General features: G+C 55.4%; 19 protein-coding genes. 13 read left to right on the forward strand and 6 right to left on the reverse strand.

What is annotated here, in order from left to right:
• Nucleotides 1–6 precede the first annotated feature (6 nt).
• Nucleotides 7–3,534, reverse strand: a complete 3,528-nt coding sequence (locus FYZ48_RS19860) for a PVC-type heme-binding CxxCH protein (RefSeq protein ID WP_149343582.1) — start codon at nucleotides 3,532–3,534, stop codon at nucleotides 7–9.
• Between the two features lie 230 nt (nucleotides 3,535–3,764).
• On the opposite strand from FYZ48_RS19860, the gene FYZ48_RS19865 reads away from it, so the two are divergent.
• Nucleotides 3,765–4,310 (forward strand): GNAT family N-acetyltransferase, encoded by a 546-nt coding sequence (locus FYZ48_RS19865; RefSeq protein WP_149343584.1) that lies wholly within the window; start codon nucleotides 3,765–3,767, stop codon nucleotides 4,308–4,310.
• A 3-nt stretch (nucleotides 4,311–4,313) separates the two neighbouring features.
• On the opposite strand, the gene FYZ48_RS19870 is transcribed toward FYZ48_RS19865, so the two are convergent.
• Together FYZ48_RS19870 and FYZ48_RS19875 are read right to left on the reverse strand one after the other, a co-directional pair.
• Nucleotides 4,314–5,741: a N,N-dimethylformamidase beta subunit family domain-containing protein gene (locus FYZ48_RS19870; protein WP_149343586.1), complete on the reverse strand. Its 1,428-nt coding sequence runs from the start codon at nucleotides 5,739–5,741 to the stop codon at nucleotides 4,314–4,316.
• Nucleotides 5,742–5,875: 134 nt separating this feature from the next.
• A complete protein-coding gene (locus FYZ48_RS19875) occupies nucleotides 5,876–7,042 on the reverse strand; it encodes an AraC family transcriptional regulator (RefSeq protein ID WP_187782120.1) in 1,167 nt (388 codons plus the stop codon).
• A gap of 307 nt (nucleotides 7,043–7,349) precedes the next feature.
• Between FYZ48_RS19875 and FYZ48_RS19880 the strand changes: the two genes are divergently transcribed.
• From FYZ48_RS19880 to FYZ48_RS19905, 6 genes are all read left to right on the forward strand, one after another.
• Entirely contained in the window at nucleotides 7,350–8,507 is a 1,158-nt protein-coding gene (locus tag FYZ48_RS19880; RefSeq protein WP_149343590.1) for a TIGR03364 family FAD-dependent oxidoreductase, read from the forward strand.
• A 13-nt stretch (nucleotides 8,508–8,520) separates the two neighbouring features.
• Complete coding sequence (locus FYZ48_RS19885; RefSeq protein WP_149343592.1) at nucleotides 8,521–9,879, forward strand: MFS transporter; 1,359 nt, start codon at nucleotides 8,521–8,523, stop codon at nucleotides 9,877–9,879.
• Complete coding sequence (locus tag FYZ48_RS19890; protein WP_149343594.1) at nucleotides 9,863–10,444, forward strand: phosphonate degradation HD-domain oxygenase; 582 nt, start codon at nucleotides 9,863–9,865, stop codon at nucleotides 10,442–10,444. The genes FYZ48_RS19885 and FYZ48_RS19890 overlap by 17 nt, the downstream gene beginning before the upstream one ends.
• 12 nt (nucleotides 10,445–10,456) lie before the next feature.
• Nucleotides 10,457–11,263 (forward strand): phosphonoacetaldehyde hydrolase, encoded by an 807-nt coding sequence (gene phnX, locus FYZ48_RS19895; protein WP_232106727.1) that lies wholly within the window; start codon nucleotides 10,457–10,459, stop codon nucleotides 11,261–11,263.
• Nucleotides 11,253–12,383: a 2-aminoethylphosphonate--pyruvate transaminase gene (gene phnW, locus FYZ48_RS19900; protein ID WP_149343596.1), complete on the forward strand. Its 1,131-nt coding sequence runs from the start codon at nucleotides 11,253–11,255 to the stop codon at nucleotides 12,381–12,383. The genes phnX and phnW overlap by 11 nt, the downstream gene beginning before the upstream one ends.
• A gap of 169 nt (nucleotides 12,384–12,552) precedes the next feature.
• Entirely contained in the window at nucleotides 12,553–13,653 is a 1,101-nt protein-coding gene (locus tag FYZ48_RS19905; protein ID WP_149343598.1) for a zinc-binding dehydrogenase, read from the forward strand.
• Nucleotides 13,654–13,708: 55 nt separating this feature from the next.
• On the opposite strand, the gene FYZ48_RS19910 is transcribed toward FYZ48_RS19905, so the two are convergent.
• The 3 genes from FYZ48_RS19910 to obgE all read right to left on the reverse strand — a co-directional run bounded on the left by FYZ48_RS19910 (nucleotide 13,709) and on the right by obgE (nucleotide 16,620).
• Nucleotides 13,709–14,920: a hypothetical protein gene (locus FYZ48_RS19910; protein ID WP_149343601.1), complete on the reverse strand. Its 1,212-nt coding sequence runs from the start codon at nucleotides 14,918–14,920 to the stop codon at nucleotides 13,709–13,711.
• Between the two features lie 420 nt (nucleotides 14,921–15,340).
• The gene (locus tag FYZ48_RS19915) at nucleotides 15,341–15,613 is read right to left on the reverse strand and encodes a hypothetical protein (protein ID WP_149343603.1); all 273 of its coding nucleotides are present in this window, start codon (nucleotides 15,611–15,613) and stop codon (nucleotides 15,341–15,343) included.
• Nucleotides 15,614–15,618: 5 nt separating this feature from the next.
• Entirely contained in the window at nucleotides 15,619–16,620 is a 1,002-nt protein-coding gene (obgE, locus tag FYZ48_RS19920) for a GTPase ObgE (RefSeq protein ID WP_149343606.1), read from the reverse strand.
• A 463-nt stretch (nucleotides 16,621–17,083) separates the two neighbouring features.
• On the opposite strand from obgE, the gene FYZ48_RS19925 reads away from it, so the two are divergent.
• The 6 genes from FYZ48_RS19925 to FYZ48_RS19950 all read left to right on the forward strand — a co-directional run bounded on the left by FYZ48_RS19925 (nucleotide 17,084) and on the right by FYZ48_RS19950 (nucleotide 26,363).
• Nucleotides 17,084–18,121, forward strand: a complete 1,038-nt coding sequence (locus tag FYZ48_RS19925; RefSeq protein ID WP_149343608.1) for a KpsF/GutQ family sugar-phosphate isomerase — start codon at nucleotides 17,084–17,086, stop codon at nucleotides 18,119–18,121.
• Nucleotides 18,122–18,189: 68 nt separating this feature from the next.
• A complete protein-coding gene (locus FYZ48_RS19930; RefSeq protein WP_149343610.1) occupies nucleotides 18,190–21,279 on the forward strand; it encodes a hypothetical protein in 3,090 nt (1,029 codons plus the stop codon).
• A gap of 109 nt (nucleotides 21,280–21,388) precedes the next feature.
• Nucleotides 21,389–23,002 carry a DUF1570 domain-containing protein gene (locus FYZ48_RS19935; protein WP_149343612.1) on the forward strand — a complete coding sequence of 538 codons (1,614 nt, stop codon included), beginning with the start codon at nucleotides 21,389–21,391 and terminating at the stop codon, nucleotides 23,000–23,002.
• Between the two features lie 282 nt (nucleotides 23,003–23,284).
• On the forward strand, nucleotides 23,285–24,211 hold the full coding sequence (locus FYZ48_RS19940) for a DUF1559 domain-containing protein (protein ID WP_149343615.1): 927 nt from the start codon (nucleotides 23,285–23,287) through the stop codon (nucleotides 24,209–24,211).
• A 28-nt stretch (nucleotides 24,212–24,239) separates the two neighbouring features.
• Nucleotides 24,240–24,650, forward strand: coding sequence for a carboxypeptidase-like regulatory domain-containing protein (locus tag FYZ48_RS19945; protein ID WP_149343617.1), 411 nt, complete (start codon nucleotides 24,240–24,242; stop codon nucleotides 24,648–24,650).
• A gap of 195 nt (nucleotides 24,651–24,845) precedes the next feature.
• Nucleotides 24,846–26,363 (forward strand): SGNH/GDSL hydrolase family protein, encoded by a 1,518-nt coding sequence (locus tag FYZ48_RS19950; RefSeq protein ID WP_187782122.1) that lies wholly within the window; start codon nucleotides 24,846–24,848, stop codon nucleotides 26,361–26,363.
• The last annotated feature ends 20 nt before the right edge of the window (nucleotides 26,364–26,383 follow it).

The raw sequence follows: 26,383 nt of genomic DNA on the forward strand, positions 1-26,383 counted from the left end.
GTTCGCTTATTTGAAAACCGGCTGACTGCTCCGCAGGAATCCGAACAGGTCCCGCAGTTCCTGATCACTGAGTTTATCGAGCAGGCCTTCGGGCATCAGGGACTTGGGCTGCTTGATCATCTCATCGATATTCTCCCGCTTGATCGTCACGTTCTGACCATCGGCCCCGCGGATCACGACAATCTGTTTGTCCTGATCGTAGAGGAAGCCGGAAACCACCAGACCATCGTCGGTGATCACCAGGTACGTTTCAAAACCCTCGCGAATTTCCGCACTCGGATTCACCACATGCATCAGCATCCGCAGGGAATCGTCGCGTTTGTACTGAGTCAACTCCGGTCCCACGCGTTTGCCTTCACCGAACAGCACGTGACACTTGGCACAGTTCTGCTGGTACAGTTCCTTGCCGCGATAAACGTCACTGCTGCCCTGCTCCAGTACGCCTGAGATACGGGCGATGCTGGCCTGCATCTGCTGGTTCGAAGCGCCCTGGATCTCTTTCCAGTGCCGACCCACGAGTTCTGTGATCTGCGGATCCTGGTGAATCGTCATCTTGCGAACCAGGTCTTCTGGAATTGCCTTGGCGTCCAGCTCTCCCGCTTCCACCGCAGCCAGCAAGTCGCGGGTCCATTCCTTCCGACTGACGAGCGTACTCAACGCGACTTCGCGTACGTCTTCAGAAAAATCCGGATAGCGTTTGAGAATCACCGCAGCGATTTCCGGCTGCTGATATTTCTGTAACGCGACCAGCAGGCCGGTCTGCAAATCGCTGTTTTGGGTACTGCTCAATAAAGCCTGCATCACGGGGCGGGCCTGGGGTTCCTGCAGTTCGCCCAGCACCTGAATATAGTCCAGCAGTTCAGCCTGATTCTTGCCGGGTGACTTCAACGCGTCCAGTGCCGTCTGAATCGCGGCTTGATTTCCCAGTCGCATCTGCAGCGTCGTCGATCCGCCCCCCGCATCCGCCAGGGCTTTAACCAGTGCCTCGGGCAGCCCGGCCAGCGAACGTCCCTTGAACGAATTCTCGAAACCGGTCATCAGCAGTTGGCGTGACTTCGCATCGGGAGCCAGCTCGAACAGTTTGGCACAGGTGACCAGATCCGTTCGGCTGCCTGCGGTCGCGTAACGACGAATCAGTCGTTCCAGCAAAGCTGTCTGCACCAGGGGACGCTCCCAGAACTGTTTGTCTTTAAACAAGGCGAGTACCTGTTCCCGATCGGAGACCGACCTGGATTCCAGTGCCCACCAGAGCATCAGCGGCTGATGTGGATCGTCCACGTCTTCCTCGTAGTCGCTCAAGGCTTCGACCAGGGGCAGACAGAGATCCGCGGGCAGGCGTCGAGCGGTTGCCGCCAGTTGACCACGGACTTCCGCATTCGGTTCGTTCCGCGCGGCCTCGATCAGCTGCTGACCAATATGACTGGAGACCACTTTGTCGTCTCCCAGCAGACGCACCGTCCAGAAGCGGACCATGGGATGAGGATGTTTCAATGTCTCTTCCGCGACGGCATCGTCAAAGCCCTGCGAAAGATTCAACGCCCAGAATGCCTCCAGGGCAAGGTGTCCGTCGTTCTCTTTGATCCATTGTTTGAGTGTGGGAATCACGGACGCATCTTTACGGTCGCCCAGCAGTCGCAGCGCGGTGCGGCGGTGCCATTCGTTGGGATGTTTGAGCAGCTCCAGCAGTTCCCGCGAACTCTTTTGACTCAAGTCCTCGATCTTACGGGGCGCCGCATCCTTACCGCGGAGGCGATAGACGCGACCCGAATTAGGATCGATCTGTCCCTGGTAGTGCTGACCATGCGCGATGAATTCTTCGTAAAAGTCAGCGATGTAAACACCTCCGTCAGGTCCTGTGTAGATCGCCACAGGACGAAAACCGAGGTCGGTACTCTTCAACGGAAAGCCCATGTCTTCGGTCTGAAAGGAAGACCCCAGTTGATTCACCTGAGTGAGCACCAGGTACTGGTGCAGCGGATCGACGGAAATCAGCTTCCCTTTAAAGCGCTCGGGCAGCGTGTCCCCCTCGTATTTCACCAGCGCGTGACTGAAGCGGGGCGTAGCGGCATGCTTCATGAAAGGCAGCAGACCAAAGGCATAAGGGTTACTCACATCGCCGTACTTCCGTTCGGTCCCCTTTTCGTAATAACCTCCCTGCACATAGTAGAACCCGCGGGTGCCTCCGCCGTTATGGCCGGAATAAACACGGCCGTCGGCATCGACTTCCAGCCCGAAGGCATTACCGCCCCCTTCGGCGAAAAGTTCATAGCGTCCTGTTTCCGGATGATAGCGCCAGACCCCGGGCCCTTCGCAGTAAATCGATTTTGCATCCGGCTTGTCGGTATTCTTCAGATGCGAAACGAGGTTACTCCCCTGCACCATGTAGAGCCAGCCATCCGGACCCCACTGCAGACTGTTGGGAGCCGAGTGTGTGTCGGACAGACCAAAGCCCCACAGGCGAACTTCCGGATCGCCATCAGGAATGTCGTCGTTGTCTTTGTCAGGATAAAACAGGAGGTAAGGCGGATTGAGCACCCAGATCCCGCCGCGCCCTTTGACAACCGACGTCGCGATATTGAGATCGCCGGCAAAAACCTTGTGTGCATCGTACTTGCCGTCACCGTTGGTATCTTCGTGAATTGTGATCCGGTCGTTACCCGGGAAGTGGTTGGGAGGCGGCGGGGAGACCCGGTCGAATTCCATCCGGTAATATTTATTCCGGCTCAACACCTTGAGTCCCGCGGGATAAGGATACTGGCGATACTGTACGACCCACATCCGTCCCCGTTCATCGAAACTCATAAACAATGGCTGCCCTACCAGAGGCTCGGTGAGTAACTGATCCACGGCCACATCATCATCGGTTTCGAAAAGTGTCATCGACTTCTCGGGGGAGAGGCGTCGCCCAGGAGAAAGTTTGGCGGAGCGTTTGAGTGTTGAGGTGGCCGGCGTGAACTCATCGAAAGCGGCCTGGGCCGGCTTCTGCTCGCGGGCGGTCAGCGCCCATTTCACATCATCGCCCGGCAGGAATTCCCATTCCCCTTTAAGCACGCACTCGAGAAAGTAACCAGCCAGGATCGGAGGTGCGCCCCGGAAACCTCCCGGGCCTTCTTCGTTATAAACGCGGACCGCGATCGTATTGTACTTCCCCAGCTTGAGCGTTCCCGGCGGAACCTTGTAGCGCTGATAACTGTCGAAGCCACTTTCGAAGTTCGGGGGGAACTTTCCAATCTGACCGATACGCGTCCCGTTGATATAGACTTCGTGGGCATCCGCCAGTTTTTCAATCGAGAGCGTCACCGAATCCCGCCAGAGGGGACGGGCATTCATGTCGGCCCAGTTGTTGGGAACTTTGACGTAGCAGCGATACCAGGCGAACCCGTCCAGGTCTGCATTTTTCCCTGCCTGCTGATCCTCCCAGGCTCCAGGGACCTGAATCAGAGAAGTTTCTCCATTAGATTCTGCCGCCGGAAGACAATTAGTACTGTAAAGGGTTAAAGTTACGAATATTACCCCAAAAACAGATATTTTCATCTCTATGTACTCCAAGCGGAACGTGAGCCCTTGAGAGAGCGTGGCGATATTTAAATGATATTTATTTATTTGAACAGAAGGACGAGCGACTTTCAATATCGATAAAAAACGCACCCCGTTTTTGAAATAAAAGGGAATTGTCGGAAATTTCTCCGTTACAAACCGGGTGTCTGCGTAGAGAGAGTACTACACGACTGAAACAACTTGATGAACTTGCAGGAACCAGAACAGTGGAAACGACTCGGCTGATTTTACGACGGTGGTGCGAGGAAGACATCGTACCTTTCGTCGAGCTCAATAAAGACCCACGCGTCATGCAGTATTATCCGTCTACGCTGACTTCCGAGCAGAGCGTGCAGATGGTAGAAGATATCCGAACGCACTTCGAAGAGTACGGCTTCGGCTTATGGGCCGTCGAGATTAAAGACCAGACTTCCTTCGCCGGTTTCATCGGCCTGACGGTTCCCCAGTTCACCGCGTTTTTTACGCCCTGCATCGAAATTCTCTGGCGACTGGCAACCCCCTACTGGAACCAGGGCTACGCATCGGAAGGCGCACGCGCCGTCCTCGACTTCGGCTTTGATGAATGTAATCTGAAACAGATCGTCTCATTCACAGTCCCCTCCAACATCGCTTCCCGCCGCGTGATGGAAAAAATCGGCATGTCGTATATCGACAACTTCGATCATCCCGGACTGCCCGAGAACGATCCGCTGCAGCGGCATGTGCTCTATAGTATCACCCGTTCGGAACGGGATGGACTCCTGCCGAACTAGTCATCACTTCGACAACCGGTCGAGGATATTCCTGGTGACCTGCTGGACGATTGGATCTTTCCCGCGCAGGCCGTGTGCCCAGTCGGTGCTCCCCACCGTCAGCACGGTCCCGCCGTTGGTATACATCCCCAGCACCGCGGCACCGACCCGATCTTTCTCGAAGCGATCGTACCACAGGCTGTCACCGGGAGCCCATTTCGCCGGACAGGTCGCCAGGATCTGAAAGGTCTTCGGAGTGCCATCTTTATGGGTCGGCACAGGCAGACCATCCTGCAGCACAAACTGACAGCCGTCGCATTCGTAACCGACAATCGTATCTTTGCCCCCGAATTCGTCGCCCTGCTTGATCCCCGTTTTCTCAAAGATCCAGTGCTCGGGACGATGCACGCGATACGCGGCGGAACCATCCATGAACTGACCATGGCTCTTATGATAGCCGCCGTATAGAAAGCCCACGCCCGTCAGTTGATTTTCCGGCCGATTGACCAGGTGATGACTCCAGAGCGTGGTCAGGGTACTGTGATCGTCTGTCGGAAAAACAGGATCCTGGTTGTACCACTGTTTCCAGCAGGTCAGGGCGCGACCGTCGTCTTCACTCCGCACTTGCCAGCAGACCGAATTCCCGCTGAAGAACGCGACATTGCCTCCCTGCTGAATGTACTGCTCCAGGTGGTCGCGCATCGGGGCAGACCAGTATTCATCATGGCCCACGCTGAGGACCAGTTTGTAATGCTGCAAAATTTCGGGATGAAATTCCAGATCGCTGTTCGCGGCGTAGTCCAGCTGGTACCCATTCTGCTCGGCCCAGGCGATGAACGGGTATTCCCAATTCGAAAACTGACCGGCCAGCGGACGATCGAACGAAACGCGGTGCCCCTGCAGATGATCGCGACCATGGTAGCTGTACAGACTCGAGCCACCCCAGTTGTTATAAGCATTGTAAGTGTTGGTCGAGAGTTGAATCAGGATCTTGGTTTGAGAGCCGGGCTGCTGGGGACGGATAATGAAAAACAGGCTCGACTCGGCCGAACGGGAATTCCGCTGAATAAATTTACCACCCCGGTCGCGCACCGCCAGACGCACGCTGTAATATCCGCTGGCCCAGGATTCGGGAACCGTCAGCTCGAACGCCGCCGGCCAGCGACAGCCGTTGGACGAAGCATCTTCAGGCACGGGATGAGCGGCTCCGTTCTGACGCGTCTCTTTATATACGGTTTTGTTCTCGGCTCCCAGGCGGGTGATCTCAATCGAATACTGCGGTTCGGAACTGTTGAGGTGGAACTGAATCTTCTCGCCGGGCTGATAGCTCAACTGATTCGTATAGCCCTCGATAAAAATCGAGCCGGCATCGTCTTCCGCAGCAGTTACAGGCACCGCGAGCAGAGTAGAAAAAACGAGCAGCAGCCACACACGAGAGAACGTTGAAATCATGGTGATCTTCCTCAGACAAAACAGCGGGTAGAAAACAGAGTTGTTGCTCTACTTTGATCGTACCATCGGCGGTTCCCCATCGCCATCAAACCAGTGGTCCGATTCGCAAGGAATTGCCGACCATCCGGAAACACTCAACGGAGCGTATGACTCGACTGACGATATTCCCGGGGCGACATGCCCATCTCGCGACCGAACATGCGAATCATCGCTTCCTGATGCTGAAAGCCACAGCGTTCTGCGATCTGCGAGATCGTCAGGTTGGTCTCCCTCAGCAGGCGGGTAATCCGATTCAGCTTCGCCTGGCGGATTTCACTGGCCGGCGAGCGATGCAGGGCTTTCTGAAAACGATGTTCCAGAATACGACGCGAGACATTCAGCCGCTGCGTGAGATCGGTGACCTGCAGGGGGAGATGTGCCTGCTGACGAATCAGCTGGATCGCCTCGCGGACCAGATCGTCATCAGCGAACAGCGTATCCGTGGAAGCCCGCTCTTCGATGGACAGGGGAGGAATCAGCACCGGCGTCTTCGGCGCGGGCTGCCCCTGGATCATCTGATCCAGCAACTGTGCCGCGGCATGACCGACAACGTGCGGTCCCTGGTTGATACAGGACAATGGTACCGGCGACAGCGCCGACATCAGTGGGTCGTGTTCGATACTGAGGATCGCCACCTGGTCCGGGATTTCCAGATGATGATTCACGCAGACCGTTGCCACTTCGCGTCCCACCTTGCTCGACCAGACCAGCAACGCCACCGGCTTGGGCAGCTCCCGTAACCATTCTTTCAGTCGATGCTGCTGCTGTTCGTAGTCCGCTTCCTTCGTCAGTTCGTAATAAGGGAAGTCATAACAGACGCCCCCTGCCTCACTGACCGCGGATTCAAAATCGTGCTGAATGGTGGGAGGGTATTTCAAATTGGGGTCGGCACCAATATAGCCAAAAGAACGAAAGCCCTTGTTAAGGAAGAAGTCCGCCGCCATGCGAGCACAGGCGCGTTCGTCTGAAACGACTTTCGGAATGCGGGCGGAATGTGTTCCCAGCCAGGAGACGTTCACCGCGGGCAGACGCCGCCCGATGATCGACTGACGAATGCGTGCGTCGGTCAATCGACAGATGGTGCCGTGCCCGTGCCAGGAGGCGGGAATCTGCAGCTGTTCTTTGAGTCCCCGGAATTCAATCCAGAAGTCCCAGCCCCCCTGCTCGAAAGCATAGTCGGCGATGCCCTGAATGATCTGGCGGCTCCAGTCGCTGGAGGTCTGAATCAGGAGTGCGATTTTTCGACGTTCAGGAAATCTCATCTTACGACTTCTACAACAAACAGGGATGGGCGTTACCAGCGTTCTACGAACCGACACTCTGTCAGCTAATGTTAAAGAACCTGTGAAGCCCATGTAAATATTATCAATTTAACTGCGTATATTATCATTGTATTCTGCACTCTGATCCCGATACTTGGCAATACTTAACTTTAAGTTTGGCACACTGAAGTTTGACAGTGCCTGGTGGGTCGAGTTCCTGTCTGCCCGCCAGGCTGCGAACTTCCTGACCTTCACCCGATGGGAAACTCAAGCGACTCTCTCGTTCGGGCCTCACCGATAGCAAACCATGTCGACTCAGACTTACCAGCGAAAATATGATGTCATCGTCATCGGCGGTGGCGTACTTGGTGCGTTTCATGCGTACTTTGCCATGCAGCGGGGCTGGAAAACCCTGCTCATCGAACGGGACATCTTTCCCCAGCAGGCATCCGTCCGTAATTTTGGCCTGATCATTCCCAGTGCCATGCCGCCCGGAGTCTGGCGCGATCGTGCCCTGGCCTCCTCGGAAATTTACGAAGAACTGACCCGTCAGCTGGGGATCCCCCTGCGACAGGCGGGCACACAGTACCTGGCACACACGGAAGCGGAAGCCGATTTCCTGAAACAGCTGGCAGATACGCAACAGGACGCTCTCTGTCCCGCGAAGTTCCTCAACGCCGAAGAGACCATCCGTTCGAGCTGCTGTCTGAATCCCGAATTCTGCACGGGCAGCCTCTTCTTCCCCCAGGATCTGCAACTCGACCCTGGCCGGTTTTTTCGCGAACTCATCAACTGGATTGCCTGTACCTCGGACTGCGATTACCTGCCGAAAACCACGGCGGTCTCGGTGCGGGAACGGAGCAGTCACTGCCAGGTCAAAATCGCAGACGGCAGAACCTTTCATGCACAACAGGTGATTGTCTGCTCCGGCGCTGATCTGCAGACGCTGTTTCCCGAAGCGTATATCGAACGCAACGTGCAGTACTGCAAGCTGCAGATGCTCAAAATCTCCAATCCGGAAAACCGCACACTGGGCACCAGCATCGCCTCGCCGATCGCGCTGACCAGGTATCCCGCGTTTCTGAACGCTCAGTTTCTGCAGGGCATCAATCTGGCGGGCCCCGAACCCGCGCTGCAGGAACATGGCATTCAGATCTGGATGACACAGAACCAGGACAACGAATTCATCCTCGGCGATTCGCACGCGTACTCGGTCGATCCCCCTCCCGAACGCATGTCGGCCGAGGTGGAAGAACTCATCATAAATTATGCGCGAAAGATGTTCGTGAAACTGGATTTTCAGGTCACAGACCGCTGGTGCGGCATTTATACTGAGGAGAAGTCTGCAGGCCTGTTCCACAAACAGCAGGGCGAGCGCATTCAGCTTCTCACCGGCATCGGCGGCAAAGGAATGACGACGGGACCAGGTCTGGCAAAAGAAAATATCGGTCAACTCTCTCTTTGAAAAGCAGCACCTGATGTCCAAGAACCCCAATCGCAACTGGCAGCTCATGACTCTGACGAGCCTGTTTCTCGGCTACGTCGGATACTACATCTGCCGGTCTAACCTGGCCGTCGCCACGCCACTGCTGCTGGATGAAGAAACCGGTCTGGGCATCACTAAAATTCAGATCGGCACCGTCGCCTCGGTCGGCGTCATGCTGTATGCCTTTGGAAAAATCATCAACGGCTACCTGGCCGACTTCCTCGGAGGTCGCCAGATGTTTCTGACAGGCATGCTCTGTTCGATTCTGTTTTCCGTATTTTTCGGGCTGGCGGGTGGGCTGACCCTGTTCATCGTCATCTGGGCCGGCAACCGATTTGTGCAGTCCATGGGCTGGGTCGCGCTGGTCAAAACCGCATCGCGCTGGTTCCCCGTACAATGGCATGCGACCGTGATGGCCATTCTTTCGCTCTCATTTCTGTTTGGCGATGCCTTCGCTCGTGTCTACCTGGGCAGCCTGATCATGCTCGGAGAGAAATATAGTTCACTCAGTTTTATGGCCAACTGGCGCACCGTCTTCTTTGTCGCCGCAGGGACGTTAACGGCGATCGCGGTCTTTGTTTACTTCACCCTGAAGTCGAGCCCCATCGATGTCGGCCTGGAAGAACCGGAAGCCAACCCGCTCAACGTCTTTGGGGCAGAAGGTAACCACGCGCAGCGAATTTCGATCAAAGAGGTACTCAAGCCCCTGGTCGCCAGTCCGCTGTTCTGGCTGATCTGCGTCATGAACTTCAGCCTGACGCTGGTCCGTGAAACGTTTAATTTCTGGACACCGACCTTTTTGAATGAAGTGGCACAATTCGATATCGGATCGGCGGCGGTGGGCAGTATGCTGTTTCCGCTGGTAGGCGGTTGTTCGGCCCTGCTCGCCGGCATCCTTTCGGATCGATTACGCGGCCGCCACGGTCGGGTCGTGTTACCCAGCCTGATTCTGCTCGTGCTCTCGCTGACCCTGTTGAGTACCGTCGATGTGACCGGCAAGCCTTACCTGGCATTAACGTTGTTGTCACTCGTCGCATTTTTCCTGATGGCTCCCTACTCCTTCCTGTCCGGCGTGATGGCCATTGACCTGGGAGGCAAACGGGGCTGTTCGACTGTCGCGGGACTCGTCGATTCCGCCGGCTACCTGGGTGCCATCCTGTCCGGACATACGGTCGGCATGATTGCCCAGTACTACGGCTGGAAGATGGCCTTCGGCGGACTGGCCGGCATCTGCTGTACCGCCATCATTGCCGGTGTCATTTACTGGATGATCCAGGAACGTGAAATGAACCTGGCGCAAACCCTGTCCGAAATTAATCCCCCGGAGGCAAACGATGTCACCCCTGGTTGAGACGCGTGAAATTCTGGATGAGATCCGTACGCTCTTCGCTGAGAAGGGCAACGACATGTATGCCGGCGAACCCGTTTCACAGACGGAACACGCTCTGCAGGCGGCCTCCGCAGCCGAGCTGGAACAGGCATCACCAGAACTGATCACCGCAGCCCTGCTGCACGATGTGGGCCATCTGCTGCACAAGCACTCCGAAGACTGTGCCATACAGGGCATTGATGATCTGCACGAACGCATTGGCGCCGCCTGGCTGAAGCAGCACTTCCCCGAAGCGGTCACCGAACCCATCCGCCTGCACGTGGATGCCAAACGATACCGCTGTGCCACCGACGAAGAATACCTGTCCCGCCTGTCCCCCGCCTCCGTATTGAGCCTGGAACTGCAGGGCGGTCCCTTCGATGCACGCGAACAGAAACAGTTTGAAAACAATCCCTGGTACGAGGAAGCGCTCCGCCTGCGGACCTGGGATGAAGCGGCCAAAATTCCCGGCTTAGCGACGCCGGATCTGGAATATTTTTTAACCTTTGTCCAACGGGTGCTGGAGCATCCCGTGGACCTCAACTGATTGAAAGTCAGCATGCAACCGACACAGATTAAACTCGTAATTTTTGACTGGGCCGGCACAACCATCGACCATGGCTGTTTCGCCCCGATCTCCGCCTTCATCAAAGCCTTCAAGGCCTGTGGTGTCGAGGTCACCCCGCAACAGGCACGCGGACCGATGGGCCTGCATAAACAGGATCATATCCGCAGTCTGTTTCAGCTCGACGAAATCGCCAGCCAGTGGGAAGCACTCCACCAGCGCCCCTGGTCTGAAGACGATGTGAAACAGATCTACGAAACGTTCATGCCACTGCAGATCGAGGAAGCGAAACTCTATACCGAACTGGTCCCCGGCCTGTGTGCGTCACTCGCGCCGCTCAAGGAACGGGGAATTAAAATCGGTTCCACGACCGGCTACCCGCGCGTGGTGGCCGACCCGATTCTCATGTCCGCACGCGAACAGGGTTACTCTCCCGACTTTTCCATGTGTGCCGACGAGGTCCCCGCCGGCCGTCCTGCTCCCTGGATGATCTACCGCAATATGGAAACGCTCGGCGTCTATCCCCCCCGCGCAGTGATCAAAGTCGGCGACACCGTGCCTGACATTGAAGCGGGCCTGAATGCAGGCACCTGGACGGTCGGTCTGACCCAGACCGGCAGCGAAGTCGGACTAAGCGTCTCCGAACTGGAGGCCCTCACTCCGGAAGAAAAACAGCAGCGTTTACAGGCTGCCGAAACCAAACTCAAAAACGCAGGCGCTCACTTTGTCATCCCGACACTCGAAGGGCTGTCCGCCATCATTGACCAGATTGAAGCAGGTAGTGTGCCCTATGGATGCTGATATTCCTTACTTACTGTTGACCCCCGGTCCCCTGACGACAACCAGAACCGTCCGCGAAGCGATGCTGGCCGACTATTCAACGTGGGATGTGGACTACAATCAGCGCGTGGTAGAAATCCGCGAACGACTCGTGCAGCTGGCGACAACCGAACCCGGTTATACGTCGGTCCTGATGCAGGGGAGCGGAACGTTTGCCGTCGAAGCGACCATCGGCTCGGTCATTCCCCCCGATGGGAAACTGCTGCTGATTTCTAACGGTGCCTACGGCGATCGCATTGGCCAGATCGCCGACTGCCTGAAGATCCCCCGCGTCACCCTTTCCTGTCCGGAAACCGAGAGCCCCGATCTGGATCGGATCCGCCAGACCCTGGCCGACGACGCCTCGATCACGCATGTGGCTCTGGTGCACTGTGAAACGACCACCGGCATGCTGAACCCGGCCCGGGAAGTGGGTCAGATCGTCGCGGACGCAGGTCGCGATTATATTCTGGACGCGATGTCCTCCTTCGGCGGCATCCCGCTGACGATGGAAGAATTTCACATCGACTACCTGATTTCATCCGCCAATAAATGTATTCAGGGAGTTCCCGGATTCGGATTCGTGATTGCCCGTCAGCAGAAACTGGAACAGACGAAAGGCTATGCCCGCTCGCTGAGCCTGGATCTGTATGATCAATGGAACGAAATGGAACAGAAAGGGGGCAAGTGGCGCTACACTTCCCCGACGCATGTGGTGAATGCGTTTCTGCAGGCGTTGAACGAACTGGACTCTGAAGGGGACGTCACCGCCCGGCATGCCCGTTTCGTCGAGAACCAGACGACGCTCGTCCGGGAAATGGAACAGCGGGGACTGTGCACCCTGCTGCCCCGGGAACTGCAGTCACCCATCATCACGTCCTTCTATTATCCTGAATTCGATGGCTTCTCCTTTAACAGTTTCTACGATGAACTCAAACGCCGCCGGTATGTAATTTATCCCGGTAAAATCAGTCAGGCTGAGACGTTCCGCATCGGTAACATCGGCCATGTTTTCCCCGAGGACATGGAGCAACTGGTCGCTCAGATCGAACTGGTCCTGGCTGAAATGCAGGTTACATCTGGACAGACCACATCAGGTTAAGATCCGTTGAAAAGAAAATCGGTACACTTTCCGATTTCATGCGGGCCGTTTATAAAAAAATAGCTTTTCTAATTAAGAGAGTTCTTCTCGTATCCGGATAAATTTTCAGAGCCTGTCCGAAACAGCGACCGATTCCGATGGCTTTTAGATAAATGTAATTGACAGCATTATGAGCGATCCCTGCGTCTCGATCATCCTGACAGGTGACACACCTGCCTTGCAGCGTACCGAAGTCAAACGACCCCGGCTCCAGCCTGGCGAAGTCCTGGTTGAGATCTTATGTTGCACGATCTGCGGCAGTGATCTGCATACCTACGAGGGCACGCGTTCCACTCCCTGCCCGACCATCCTGGGACATGAAATGGTCGGACGCGTTGTCGATCTGCATCCGGAACATCTCACTGTCGATTTTCTCAACCGGCCGGTCAACGTTGGAGATCGCATTACCTGGTCGGTGGCAGTCGCCTGTCAGAAGTGTGAGTACTGTCGCCGGGGACTGACCCAGAAATGCACGAGCCTGTTCAAGTACGGTCACCAGAAACTGACTGACGAGAACTACCTGAGTGGCGGCCTGGCCAGTCATTGTCACCTGGTCAAAGGAACCACGATCTTCAAAGTCCCCGCGTCACTCCCCGATCAGATTGCGAGCCCGGCCAACTGTGCCACCGCGACCGTCATGGCCGCCTTTCGGCTGGCAGGTGAGATCAAAGATCGAAGCGTTCTGATTCTGGGAGCGGGTATGCTGGGTATTACGGCAACCGCCGTGGCGAAGTCCCGAGGTGCTGCTTCTGTCATCGTCAGCGACATCAACCCGCAACGGGTGCAGCGCGGACTGGAATTCGGTGCGACCCATTCGATCCTGGTCAAAAAAGATCAACCGCTGCACTCAGAAGTTCATCATCTGACCCAGGGGCGGGGCGTGGACTTCGTCTTCGACATGACCGGCGTTCCCGATGTGATCGAAAGCGGTCTGGAAGCGCTGGACATTGGCGGAACGATGATTCTGGTCGGCTCGGTCTATCCGGCCCGTCCGCTGCAAGTCTCCGCGGAACAGGTTGTCCGCAGGCTGCTGAAGATCGAAGGCATTCACAATTATGTCGATCTCGATCTGGCGAATGCCCTGAATTTTCTCGAACGCTACCAGCACACATATCCGTTTCAGAAACTCTGCGATCAAAGCTATTCGCTGGAAGAAGTCACACAGGCGTTCGAAGCTACCGGCGAGCATCACTCTTACCGGGTAGCGGTTCTACCTCAAAAAAAATCCTGAACGAGTCGCTTGCTTTGAGCGACACCGTTCAGGATTGATTCAAACCGGTCGGTTATCAGAAGTCGATTTCGGCGGACTGACCGAGATCGATTCCGCGTCCCGGGCTCTGTTCACGCTGATAACGGGGGTTTGCTGCTGGACGCTGAGGTCTGCTGTTGTTCGCAGCCCGCTGAGGTTGAGCAGCGTAACGTGCTGGCTGCTGCTGTGATTCCTGGTGCAGCGAAGTCCGGGGACGACGCTGGTTTTCCTGAACCAGTGCGATGTCTTCCGCAGGCTGACTGCCGGCTGCAGGACGGCCACTGAAGGGAACCCGGGAATCGATGGGCAGCGGCCGCGATCTACGGGAATTCTCTTCGGAAGCCATCTGCTCCAGAGGCAGTGCATTGTTCTGATCTGCGGCAGCAAAATCAGCTTCGTTCTGAAGTGGTCCTTCCTGGTCAGGACTTTGAGACCGGATGACCAGGTCTTTGTTTTCGGTAGCAGGCTCAGGCTGATTGCTGGCCAGCTGCTGACCGGCGGGCTGATTCAGATCCGGGCTGCCGGCGATGATCCAGCTGCCCCAGTTCTGTTCCAGCTCGTCCACGTTTTTGAACTGATACATTTTGGCGACGGCTTCATCCCAGCCGTTCTTGTGGGCATCCTGCAGGAACATCAGGTAGCGTTTACGACCACCACGCTGCAGCAGGAAGTCTGCCAGGGAGTAACCTTCGGCATACAGCGTCAGGACCTGCTGCATCTCTTCGGGGTATTCGGTCATGGAGAGCAGACGACGCAGCGGGATGCGTTTGTTGGTCCCCATCACCTGGCGGTTCAGCAGTCGCTGACGACGTTTTTCAGATTCGTGTTCCACAATCGTCGCAGCCCCTTCATCGGCCCAGCGGGGAAGCGGACGACGGAAGTGACAGGCGAAGATGGTGTGATTGACTTCGTGAGGCAGCACGGAATCGAGGATGCGTTCCAGCGTGCCCTGGATCTGCATATCCCAACCAAACACGTGACCACGATCGAACGAGAAGGTGGTTGCACCGCCGGCACCATAGTTACCAACTTTGACTTTAATAGGACAGGGGGCATACCATTTGGGGAGTTCGTGTCCCAGCCAGGCAATCGCGAGTTCTTTGCGATACACCTCGGCGGCATCACCCACCTGTTTGGCAATTTCGGGAGTTGGTGCGTGGGTCACAAAATTGGGGGTTTTGTATGAGGCACCCAGCGAGAAAAAAGCAGCCAGCAATAGTACGCAACAGCGATAGAGTTGAGCTTCCATGCCCTCTAGTTCCTTTTGGTTGCAGTCGTCGGCGGGATGACGACTGACAAACACTCGGTAGTTGGTTACGGGATAGTTTTGGGTCGATCACTCGAATTGGGGATTGAGATTTGATCGGGGGTCCTGTAACTGATATCGGTGAATTCCATTCAGACCGATGCGGGTCGTGACAGGCAGAGGATCTTATTGCAAAGAAAAGACCAATGGCAAGCTGAGTTTAGAAACCCACCGGGATGTGCTAGATTTCGTACTCGCTAAAACGCTGTCAGAATACAGCTTACGCATTTCTCAAAAAATTCGAAACACGCTGGCGCCGGTCGGCGATGTTCACCAGAAATGCTTGTAGATATTGCAAATCCGTCTGACGCGCTGCGGGAAATGCAAAAATTACAATCGCCTCAGCAGGGGCAAAAATGCGGCTTAAAAGCGAAGCCGGGCGAAAACCCAGCCCGCGATAAAACCAGCCAGCATGATCAGCCCCAGCTCGGTAATACGCTGCGTTTCACTGCCCGTCACATGAAAAAATGCCTGGAACATAAAGCAGAGCACCATCATCACTCCCGCCCCATACAGGCCGAACCGGACACGGACTTCACCCGGTGTGGGCAGATCCTCATTCGGCTGGGGGGACCCGGTTTTCGGTTTCGATGTTTCGGGCTCCGGGGTTTCTGACGGGGGCTGTTCGGCAGTCACGTCTGCTAAACCTCGTCTTCCAGGTCCTGAAGTGTATTGACGATCTTTCTGACCAGCTGATCCAGGCTCTCTCCCGTGGCAGAGGAGATCTGCAGTACCGGCTGCCCCAGTTCTTCAGACAACAGCTCGGTGACCGCTTCCGCATCGGGAAGTTCACATTTGGTGACAACCACGATTTCCGGCCGATCCATCAGCGTAGCATCATAGAGCCGCATTTCTTCCCGAATCTGACGGTAATTCTCGATCGGATCAGTCTGATCCATGGGAGCTGGCTCGACCAGATGCACCAGCACCCGGGTCCGCTCGACGTGCCGCAGGAATTCGTGTCCCAGCCCGATCCCCGCGTGGGCACCTTCAATCAGCCCGGGAATATCAGCCATCACAAACTGATGATCAAAGCCGACCCGGACCAGACCCAGGTTCGGGTATTTGGTCGTAAACGGATAGTCGGCGATTTCCGGATGAGCCTTGGATAGTCGGCTGAGCAGCGTCGATTTCCCGGCATTCGGTTTCCCGACCAGCCCGACGTCTGCAATCAGCTTTAATTCGAGGGAAATATCGCGATGTTCTCCCGGTCCCCCCTTCTCGAATTCACGGGGCGTCTGATGAGTGGCAGTAGCAAAATGACGATTGCCGCGGCCTCCTTTGCCCCCTTTAGCGACAACCACCCGGTCGCCGCTCTCTTTCATATCACGCAGCAGGTGCCCGCGTTCGGTGTCGAGCACCAGTGTCCCGGGAGGAACCATGATCACAATGTCTTCCCCGTTACGACCGGTTTTCAGACTCCCCTGACCATGGCCGCCCCGTTCGGCGTTCCAGTGCTTGTGACCAATGATATTCGCCAGGCTGTTGACGTTTTCATCCGCCAGCACGACGACATCGCCCCCCTTGCCGCCATCGCCACCATTCGGGCCACCCCGCGGGACGTGGGCCTCTCTCCGGAAACTGGCACAACCATCTCCGCCGTCTCCGGCTTTACAATAAATGTCAACGCGATCAACAAACATGGGTTTCGTCTACTACTATCAGTCAGCTAACGGGTGATGAAATCAAGGGTTACAACGCATCAGCGGCAGCCCCGCAAAGCGATCCGCCGCTTCTATCTTCCCCGGTTCGGCGTAAAAATCAATGCTGTCTCAGCTCAGGGAGCCCTTTATCTGGACACCCGAACTGGATGAGAAGATCCCAGGGAATGCGTGCGGCATCGAACCAGATATTGTAGATGTTTAAGCGAAAAATACGAGGTCCTCTGATATCAATCTGCAACAAAGCCCGTTGATCGAAGCACTTCGCCAGGGATTTTGAAATAAGCGAGCGGGGTCCCGCGGATTCTTTTGATCATAAACCGCTGCAGGCTGGTCACTTACAGCCCCACAACCCGAATAAAAACGGATTGACCCGTTTTTCGCAGCGCCTTATACTCCCGCTCCCCCACACATGCCCGCAAGGATGCGATAAAGGAATGGCGTGATGAGTTCCCTGCCTGCTAGGTCGGTCATTGAGTTTTCCCAGTTTGATCAGTTACGAGATGCGCGCGAAATTATTTTCAGCGAAGCCGCGGCATTGCGCCAGATGGGCAGTGCGCTGGGTACCGAACTCTGTGACGCCGTCGATCTGATCCTCTCCCGACCGGGAGCCGTCATCTTGACCGGCATGGGCAAAGCGGGACTGATCGCACAGAAAATCTGTGCCACCCTCTCTTCGACGGGAACCCGTTCCCATTTTCTGCACCCCGCGGAAGCGATTCACGGCGACCTCGGTTGCCTGCACCAGGACGACACCGTACTGGCGTTGTCCAACAGTGGAGAGACGGAGGAACTCCGTCGACTCCTGCCGATCATTCAGAAAATGGAGCTCCCCATCATTGGAATTACCGCCCGCGAGACCAGCACCCTCGGTCGTGCTTCCCGGGTCGTACTCTGCCTGGGCGATCTCAAAGAGGCGGGCCCGCATCAGCTGGCGCCCTCCACCACCACCACCGCGATGCTGGCGATGGGCGATGCCCTCTCACTGGTGATCAGCAAGGCCCGCGGTTTTACCCCGCTGCAGTTTGCCACCTTTCATCCCGGCGGCAGCCTGGGCAGACAATTGACACAAATCAACGAAGTGATGCGTCCCCGCGCCGAAGTGCGGGTGACACAGGAATCAACGTCCATTCGCGATGCCTTCGTCCGATTGAGTTCTCCCGGCCGCCGGAGCGGTGCCGTGATCATCGTCGATGGATCCGATCGCGTTACCGGCATCTTCACAGACAGTGACCTGGCCCGTCTGCTGGAAGAACGACGCGACGCTCAGCTCGATCGCCCCATCTGCGAAGTGATGACGCTTAAGCCCACAACCATTCAGGCCGATGCTTCACTGCAGGCCGCCGTCGATCTCCTTAAGGCACGCAAGCTGAGCGAACTGCCCGTGGTCGATCGTCAGAACCAGCTGGCCGGTCTGATTGACATCACCGATGTCATCGGCTGGCAACCCGAAGCCGCCTCGGTTGATCGCCAGGCGGGATAGCACCTTTTCAGTTCATTTCCCTTTCGACTGTTCATCTCACTTAAGTAAGAAACGATTTCCTTTCATACATGACCGCAACCATTCGATATAACAGGAATGGATTGTTCGATCGCCTGATCGCCAACCGGACGCTGCTGACCTGGGTGACTATGCTGTCACTGACGGGAGCGTACCTGGTCTACGCGCAGGTCCTGCGACAGGTGATTAATGGCACGGTCGTGCGGCAGGAGTTTCCCGAAGAGGTCTTTCAGTCTCCCGAATACGCGTCTGCCAATAACGAGCACGCGAAAACGTATCTGCCGGAAATCCCCTGGGCAGCCGATGCCCGCTACCAGTTCAAGGATGAAAACGTTTTCATCTACACCGAACGCTGGCAGCAGGAAGAGGAGAAAAGGGCCGCCCGTCTGAAACCGTTCGCAATGCTGATGTTCGATCCCAAGAAAAAGGATTCGGAAAAGCCCTTCGCGCTGATGAGTGAGGAAGCACTGATCCGCTTCGAGCAGCCGTTCGGTATCAAACAGACCGACCCGGGCCATATGATCGCAGGCTCGCTGGAGGGCTTTGTAAAAATTACAGGACCCAATGGCCTGATCATTTACGGACGTAACTTCTTCTACGATGAATCGTCCATGAACATCTGGAGCGACAGTGAAGTCCGCTTCGCCTACGAAGAACACCGCGGTCGCGCGCGGGGCATTGAGATGAAACTCATCCCGGCAGCCGTGAAACCCAAAGAACTCAAACCTGCGGCAGATGGGATTCGCGAAATCGTACTGCGACGCGATGTCTACATGGAGCTGGCGCTGAAGCAGGACAAAGAACACGCATCAAAAAACCGCAGCCGGTTTGCCAAAGTCAAAAGCGCGGGGAGCTTTACTTTCAACCTGGAAACCAACCAGGGGACATTCCATAAAGATGTCCGCGTCTACCATCCCACTGGTCCTCAGCACGCGGATACGCTGGACTGCGATCAGCTGCAACTCCAGTTTGTCAGAAAAGAAGACCCCGACAATCCGACTCCAGAGGCAGATAAGAAACCGGGCCACGCTTCCGGGAAGCTGCAGTTCCAGGAGCTCGTCGCTACAGGGGAAAATGTTGCGCTGGTCTCGCAGGAAAACCAGTTCTCAGGCCGCATGACGCGTCTCTCTTATAACGAAGCAACAAAAACGATTGTGCTTACCGATGAACGGTCGGTCGAAATTTATCAACAGGCGTCGAAACTCGAGTGTCCCAAGATAACTATCCATCAGGATGAAGAGGGCCGCGTAGAAACCGTGCTCTGTGAAGGTGCCGGCAAGGTGGACTACGTGGATCCGAGTACGGGTCAGTTGAGCGTTGCTGCCCAGTGGGCAAAGCTGATGAAGAAGTCGCGCGATCCCGAGACACAACTCGACATGGTGGAACTGGAACAGCAGTGTATCATCCGGCAGCCGGCTGAGGAATTCGCGCTGGCCGCACAACAGATTCGTCTCTGGCTCAAAGGGGATCTGGGCGCACTGAAACAGAAAGACATGCTGCAGGAGGATCGTCAAGAGAATGCGAAAAAGACCGCGCAGAAAGTCGATCCCCACAAGATGATCGCCACCCAGGACGTCGCCATCTACAGTCCCCAGCTACGCGGTAAAACGAAGCGCCTCGAAGTCTGGTTCGATGAAGCTACCGTGCCGACATCTGCTCCCAATGCCCCCGTCAGCAAATCGGTCGCGCCACAGAAACCACCGATCCAACCAGCGGCATTTGCCGTCGATGACACGCCGGCTGGCCAACCGGGCGGCAGGTCTCCGCTGGGCCCGAAAAAGAAAGAACCTGAGCCGGTAATGGTCGTCTCCGACCTGATCAAACTACGCATGCAGAAAGACGAAGCAGGCAAAGCCGAAGTCTCCGAAGTCTGGACTGAAGGCAATGTCTCCGTCAAACAGCTGAATGAAACGCAGAAGCAGCCGATGCACATCACCGGCAACCAGCTGCATATCCAGAACAAAGGCGAGAACGACCAGGTGCTGCACGTGATGGGCACCCCGGCGAAAATCAATGGCGGTGAATCCCAGATCGAAGGGGATGATATCTTCCTGTATCGACTGGCCAACCGGGCGGAAGTCCAGGGCAAAGGATTGCTACTGCTCCCGGTCAAAGGGGGCAAGAAGTCGGCCGCCGGACTGCTCTCGGGCGCAGATGGAATTACCCAGGAACGTGGTCTGACCGGTGAGGTCCAGGAACAGGGTAATGACCAGGAGAACCTGCTCGAAATTCACTGGGATCAGGAAATGGTCTTTGATGGCATCACCGCGAACTTCTTCGGTAAAGTTCGTACCAACATGGGCGACAATCGCCTGCGGTGCCAGGAAATGGAAGTCATCCTCTCCGACCGGGTCTCGTTCACCGAGAAACAACCCGAAGGTCAGAAACCGACAGTGCACTTCATTACCTGTCGGGACGGCGTGGAAGTGGAAAGTAACGAATACCAGGACAACCGGCTGATCGGTATCCGCCGCGCCAGTTTCTGGCAGATGAACGTGGATCAGAAAACCGGCAATGCAGAAGCCCGCGGTCCTGGCTGGCTGATTCTCTGGCGACGTGAAAATTCCAAGGAGTCCAATCCCGAATCCCGGGTCTCGCAGGCCAACCTGCCACAGAAAACCGATACCGACAGCTGGAATTACACCCGCATTGACTTCAACGGCAAGATGTCCGGCAATGTCTCGCAGCGGAGCACCACCTTCGACGATCGCGTGCAGATCACCTACGGGGGCGTCAAACGTCCGCTGGATACGATCAACCCCGATCAACTGCCTCCCAATGCAGGCTGGATGCGGAGCAACAGTCTGAAACTGATTCAACATGACATTGAAGGACAGAAGAAAAAATTCATCTCGATGCTGGCCAAGGGGAACGCCGAACTCGAAGGCAACGCCCTGGTCAAAAACAAGAAGACACCGACCAACCAGTCGTTCATTGCCCGCGCGGATACGATCAGCTATGACGAGTCCAAAGACCTCTACATGATGCGTTCGTTCGGCAACCGGAAAGCCACGATCCGCCGCTATTCGCGTACCGGCAAAACTCCCAGTGCGCCCAACCAGGCCCAGCAGATTGAATTCGCCCCCTCTTACGATCGCGTCACATTACACGGCGTAACCGGGTTACAGGGACTTCCCTGATCGGTTCCCACCTCAAATTGCCGATAAATTCCTTTTTTCCTCTGCCTGACTCGCCTAAAATCGTATTAAGAGAGCCTGTTAAACTGTCCCCTAAGGAACACCGAAGACCATGCCTGATGTGAATCGACAATCTGCTGCAATCCCTTCAGGGGAGTTCCCCCGTCAGTGCCGGCAGACTGTCTTTTCCCTGCGAACTGCGGTCAAGGGGCTGCTGCTGTGTTGCGCTCTGCTTGTACTGGCCCCCGGTGCCGGGTGGGCACAGAATGCCCGGGCCCTGGAAGTCTACCACAAGCAGTACAATGCACTGCGGGATCAGTTTCAGGATCAACTCAAACAACTGGCAACCAGTTGTCGGCAGAATCAGCAGCCCGAAGGCACCGAGGCCATCGCGACGCTCATCCAGGAGTGGAGCGAATTTGATCCCGACTCCTACACGCTGCCCCGCGAAGTTCAGCCAGAATTGCCAGTCAGTCTGCCTGCAGGCGAACGTATGTGGCGACTCAAATTAAAGAACCTGCAGGAAGATCAGGCCAACGACCTGTTCGTCTTCTCCCGCAAAGTGCTGTATGCCGGCTTCCCCAGTTTTGCCTACGACCTGATTCGGGAGACCGCTTACCACAATCCGGATCACCGTTCGGTCAGACAGATCCTGGGATACGTGCGGAACGGCGATGAATGGATGACGCCTTTCGAAAAAGAGATGCAGGATCACAGACAGAAATGGCATCCTCAATTCGGCTGGCTCCCCACGACGCATATCGCCCGTTATGAACGCGGGGAACGCTATGTCAACGGACGCTGGATGTCAGCCGCCCAGGAAGCCGAGATCCGCCGCGATTTCCGTAACGCCTGGGAAATCAAAACCGAACACTTCCTGATCAAAACGAATCACAGCCTGGAAATGGGTGTGAAGCTCGCAACGGAAATGGAAGAATTCTATCGCTACTTCCATCAGACCTTCGCCGGGTTTTTCAACACTCCCGAACAGTTGCGCAGAATGTTTCAAGGCTCGCGTAATCCATTTCGTCGCCAGAATCAACAACAGCATGTGATGCACTATTACAGCACCCGTCAGGAATACCTGCAGCGACTGCAGAAAGAGATTCCCCAGATCGCTCTCACCCACGGCATCTACCTGTTCGGCGATCGCATCTCCCACTTCTATTATAATCCGGAAGCGGAGGGAGACCTGGGAACGCTGTATCACGAAGCCACCCATCAGCTGTTCTATGAAACCGGCAACAGTCGAGGCAGCCGACAGGTCGGTGAAAAGAATCATTTCTGGGCCATCGAAGGCATCGCCTGCTACATGGAATCTTTCGAGAAAAAAGGCAAGAAGTTCAAAGCCGGAAATCCCAATCATATCCGCTTCAATGCTGCCCGCTATCGTCTGCTGGAAGACCAGTATTACGTTCCCCTGGAAAAATTCGCCGCCATGGGACGGACCGCGTTTCAGGGCAGTCCCAATATCAGCCCCAACTACAGCCAGGCTTCGGGGCTCTCGCATTTCTTCATGCACGCCAACCAGGGAGAATATCGGGACGCGTTCATTCAACAGATGACGCAGCTCTACAGCGAAAACTCGCGGCTTCGCAACAACGCGCAGAGCCTTCCGGAACTGACGGGGCTCTCCTACGATGAACTGGATCGCAAGTACCTGGCCTACTCGATGACGCTGCAGAAAGCGCTCGACGAACAGGCGCTCAACCTGCAATCCCGGTAACGCTCGGCTTCCGCAGGCTTGAGTGATACCCCTCCTCTCACCGAATCTTTCTCTGGTAACTACTGGAGAACGAGGCGTTTACCTCATTTCTCTTGGAAGCCTCCGTTTGGTTTTTCCTTCCTCCTGACTCCACTTCAAATAAGAAATCCCTTATCCATATTGGATTTACAACAGAATGTTCTTGCCATTCTGACTGATGGCCGATTAGAATAATTAATGCGCTTAAATTTCTTTTTCATTTCTTACTAATCTTTTCTTAATCACTGGAAGGAATTCTGAACCATGGCACTTGAGTTCAAGAAATATTCAAAACGAGGTTTTACACTCATCGAGTTACTGGTGGTGATCGCGATCATCGCGATTCTGATCGCCTTGCTGTTACCTGCAGTTCAACAGGCTCGCGAAGCCGCTCGTCGGTCAACCTGCAAAAACAATCTCAAACAATTGGGACTGGCGTTGCATAACTATCATGATACACACCGAATTTTTCCTCCAGGTGATATCAATGCAGGTGGCTACGATGCAGGCTGGCTACCCGCAGGTTCCATGAGAAACCATACCGCATATATGTTTTTGCTGCCTTTCATTGATCAGGCTGCAATCTACAATGAAATCAACTTTTCTTTGCCAACAGGAAACTCAGACGGATCTGGAATCGGCGGTGGTGGTTACCAGACTGCAACCGAACGAAAAGTGATTGTCTTCCTCTGCCCCAGCGATGGCTATTCTGCAGGGCCTTATACATCCACTTCAGGCGCTTATGCGGTCCGTAACGCGTACCGGACCAGCTACAGTGTGCTCTATCCCTGGTACAATATGGGCACCTCTTACAACAACTATAATGACATGACTCGCAAATCTGTCTTTGGTCATAACGGCGCTGCTCGTCTGCGCGATATTCAGGATGGAGCAAGTAACACGATGTGTATGATGGAGACTCCGTTAGAAAAGCAAAGCGCATTAAGAGGCCCATTCTGGTCTGCCTATGTTGCTACTGGTGCTGTCGCTGCTGGATACAGAAAAATCAATGCTCCCTACAGTGCAACCGATGATCGAGTCGACTGGTATACCCCTGGAAGTGAACACGTTGGTGGGTGTCATATTTTGCTGACAGATGGTGCCGTCAGATTTATCAGTGAAAACATTGATTTCGAGACCCAGAAAGCCCTCGGATCGATTCGAGGCGGTGAAGTAATTGGAGAATTCTAAACCCCTCTAAATTGAGATGAGCATTTTCATGTATGTAAAAAAGACGCGTTATATTTTTGCTAACCTGATGACAATTGCCTTCCTGCTTACAGGTTGTTCGGGTGAATCGGGGGATACTCCACCTTTAGGTGAAGTCACTGGTAAAATCACTCTCGATGGTAAACCTCTAACCGATGCCAGCGTCACTTTTGAACCAAAATCGGGGGCTCCTTCGTTAGGTAAAACCGATGAGACGGGCTCTTATGTGCTGGCATACAGTCAGGATCATCTGGGAGCCATTCCCGGTCAACACACGGTTCGCATCTCCAAGTTTGGTGAACCCGGTTCACCCAATGACACAGAAGATCAGGTGCCTGACAAATTTAATAAAAATTCCCAACTCACCGCTGAAGTCAAAGCGGGAGACAATACCCTGAACTTCGATCTGGAATCCAAGTAGAGTCAAACCGGTTTTCCGAAGTCGTTTCACTGCAACACACAGGCGATGCTCCCCCGGGGTCATCGCTTTTTTTGTGCGCCGGAAAGGGTTCCCCTGCCGACATTCCTTCTGGACCCACGGTTTGTCGTCGGGTACGATGAGGGAACTCTCTGCTTTTCTGCGTCCCTGCATCATCTGCCGCTCAAGAACACTCCGATGAACCAGACAGGCGATCCACAACCCGAACCGCGCCCCGCGCAGCCAAAGACACGGCACCCCGTGCTGTTTCGCACGCTGGCGGTGCTGTTGGGGCTCATCTTCATCGGTCTGCTGGAAGGGGGGCTCCGCCTGGGTGGCGTTCAGCCACTCCCGCACAGCCAGGATCCTTTCATTTCATTCAGCGAAGACTCCACCCTGTTTGTCAAAAACGCTGAGGGGACCGCCTACCAGACCTCTGCCGACCGCAGCGACTTCTTCCGTCCACAGCAGTTCCCGGTCAACAAAGGGAAAGACACCTACCGCGTGTTCGTCCTCGGCGGATCGACTGTGCAGGGACGTCCGTATGCCGTCGAGACCTCATTTACCAACTGGCTGAAAATCAATCTGCAGGCCGCGGACCCCGCGCGGAATTTTGAAGTCGTGAACTGTGGTGGCGTCTCGTATGCCAGCTATCGCCTGGTGCCCATCCTGCGAGAAGCGTTGCGCTACGAACCCAACCTGTTCATCGTCTACAGCGGACACAATGAATTTCTGGAAGACCGTTCTTACTCCCGCCTGAAACATCAGCCCGAACTGCTGCTGCAGACCGAGAGTACCCTGCTGGACCTGCGCCTGGCATCGGTGATTCAAAGCCTGCTTCCCGACTCACAACAGAGACCGCAGGCAACGGAAAAATCAGAAAACGTGCTCGAAACCGATGTCAACGCGCTGCTCGACTTTCAGCAGGGACTGGAACAATACCACCGCGATCCGGAACATCGCCGGGCCATCATGGCCCACTATGAATTCAACATACGTCAGATGATTCTGCTGGCACATCAGGCTGGCGTTCCGCTGCTGCTGGTCAATCCAGTCAGCAACCTGAAAAACTGCATTCCCTTTAAAAGCGAATTCGCTTCCCACCTCACCGCAGCAGAGCGCGACGAGGTGAATGCCCTCTGGAAGTCCGCAGACGAATGCAGCTGGGACGAGGCAGAGCAGAAAATGGACTACTGGCAACAGGCTCTGAGCATAGACGACACACACGCCAGCCTGGTGTATAGCGTGGGTAAAACCTGTGAATACCTGAAACGCACAGACGACGCACGTCACTGGTTCATCAAGGCCAAGGAGGAAGACATCTGCCCGCTCCGCATGCTCGAACCGATGCACGACACTCTCTTCCGACTGGCGCAACAGTACGATGTCCCTATCATCGATGCCCGCAGATTGTTCGAACAGAAAACTCCGGACGGTATTCCCGGCAGCGAACTGCTCGTCGATCATGTGCACCCCAGTATCGAAGGCCACCAGCTGATCGCCGATGCGATCTATGAAACCATGTGCGACCTGCAGTTCATTTCTTCCCCTCCCGACTGGCGGACCACGCGTGACCGATTGCGACAGGAACAGTTGGAGTCACTGAACCAGGAATATTTTCTGCGTGGCGCGAAGCGTCTCAGTCGCCTACAGGGCTGGGCCCGCGGTCAAAGCACGCTCGCTCCGCCCGGCACGACGCAAACCCATACAAAATGAACGCGTTCTCTGATTGCTTC

The organism is Gimesia chilikensis (genome assembly GCF_008329715.1).
Classification (GTDB): Bacteria; Planctomycetota; Planctomycetia; order Planctomycetales; family Planctomycetaceae; genus Gimesia; species Gimesia chilikensis.

Excerpts from the sequence above, each read along its gene's own strand:
- FYZ48_RS19860 (WP_149343582.1), bottom strand. The coding sequence starts at position 3,534 with ATGAAAATATCTGTTTTTGGGGTAATATTCGTAACTTTAACCCTTTAC.
- obgE (WP_149343606.1), bottom strand. The coding sequence starts at position 16,620 with ATGTTTGTTGATCGCGTTGACATTTATTGTAAAGCCGGAGACGGCGGA.
- FYZ48_RS19905 (WP_149343598.1), top strand. The coding sequence starts at position 12,553 with ATGAGCGATCCCTGCGTCTCGATCATCCTGACAGGTGACACACCTGCC.
- FYZ48_RS19870 (WP_149343586.1), bottom strand. The coding sequence starts at position 5,741 with ATGATTTCAACGTTCTCTCGTGTGTGGCTGCTGCTCGTTTTTTCTACT.
- FYZ48_RS19950 (WP_187782122.1), top strand. The coding sequence starts at position 24,846 with ATGAACCAGACAGGCGATCCACAACCCGAACCGCGCCCCGCGCAGCCA.
- phnW (WP_149343596.1), top strand. The coding sequence starts at position 11,253 with ATGGATGCTGATATTCCTTACTTACTGTTGACCCCCGGTCCCCTGACG.
- phnX (WP_232106727.1), top strand. The coding sequence starts at position 10,457 with ATGCAACCGACACAGATTAAACTCGTAATTTTTGACTGGGCCGGCACA.
- FYZ48_RS19890 (WP_149343594.1), top strand. The coding sequence starts at position 9,863 with ATGTCACCCCTGGTTGAGACGCGTGAAATTCTGGATGAGATCCGTACG.
- FYZ48_RS19910 (WP_149343601.1), bottom strand. The coding sequence starts at position 14,920 with ATGGAAGCTCAACTCTATCGCTGTTGCGTACTATTGCTGGCTGCTTTT.
- FYZ48_RS19945 (WP_149343617.1), top strand. The coding sequence starts at position 24,240 with ATGTATGTAAAAAAGACGCGTTATATTTTTGCTAACCTGATGACAATT.
- FYZ48_RS19925 (WP_149343608.1), top strand. The coding sequence starts at position 17,084 with ATGAGTTCCCTGCCTGCTAGGTCGGTCATTGAGTTTTCCCAGTTTGAT.
- FYZ48_RS19880 (WP_149343590.1), top strand. The coding sequence starts at position 7,350 with ATGTCGACTCAGACTTACCAGCGAAAATATGATGTCATCGTCATCGGC.
- FYZ48_RS19875 (WP_187782120.1), bottom strand. The coding sequence starts at position 7,042 with ATGAGATTTCCTGAACGTCGAAAAATCGCACTCCTGATTCAGACCTCC.
- FYZ48_RS19940 (WP_149343615.1), top strand. The coding sequence starts at position 23,285 with ATGGCACTTGAGTTCAAGAAATATTCAAAACGAGGTTTTACACTCATC.
- FYZ48_RS19930 (WP_149343610.1), top strand. The coding sequence starts at position 18,190 with ATGACCGCAACCATTCGATATAACAGGAATGGATTGTTCGATCGCCTG.
- FYZ48_RS19935 (WP_149343612.1), top strand. The coding sequence starts at position 21,389 with ATGCCTGATGTGAATCGACAATCTGCTGCAATCCCTTCAGGGGAGTTC.
- FYZ48_RS19885 (WP_149343592.1), top strand. The coding sequence starts at position 8,521 with ATGTCCAAGAACCCCAATCGCAACTGGCAGCTCATGACTCTGACGAGC.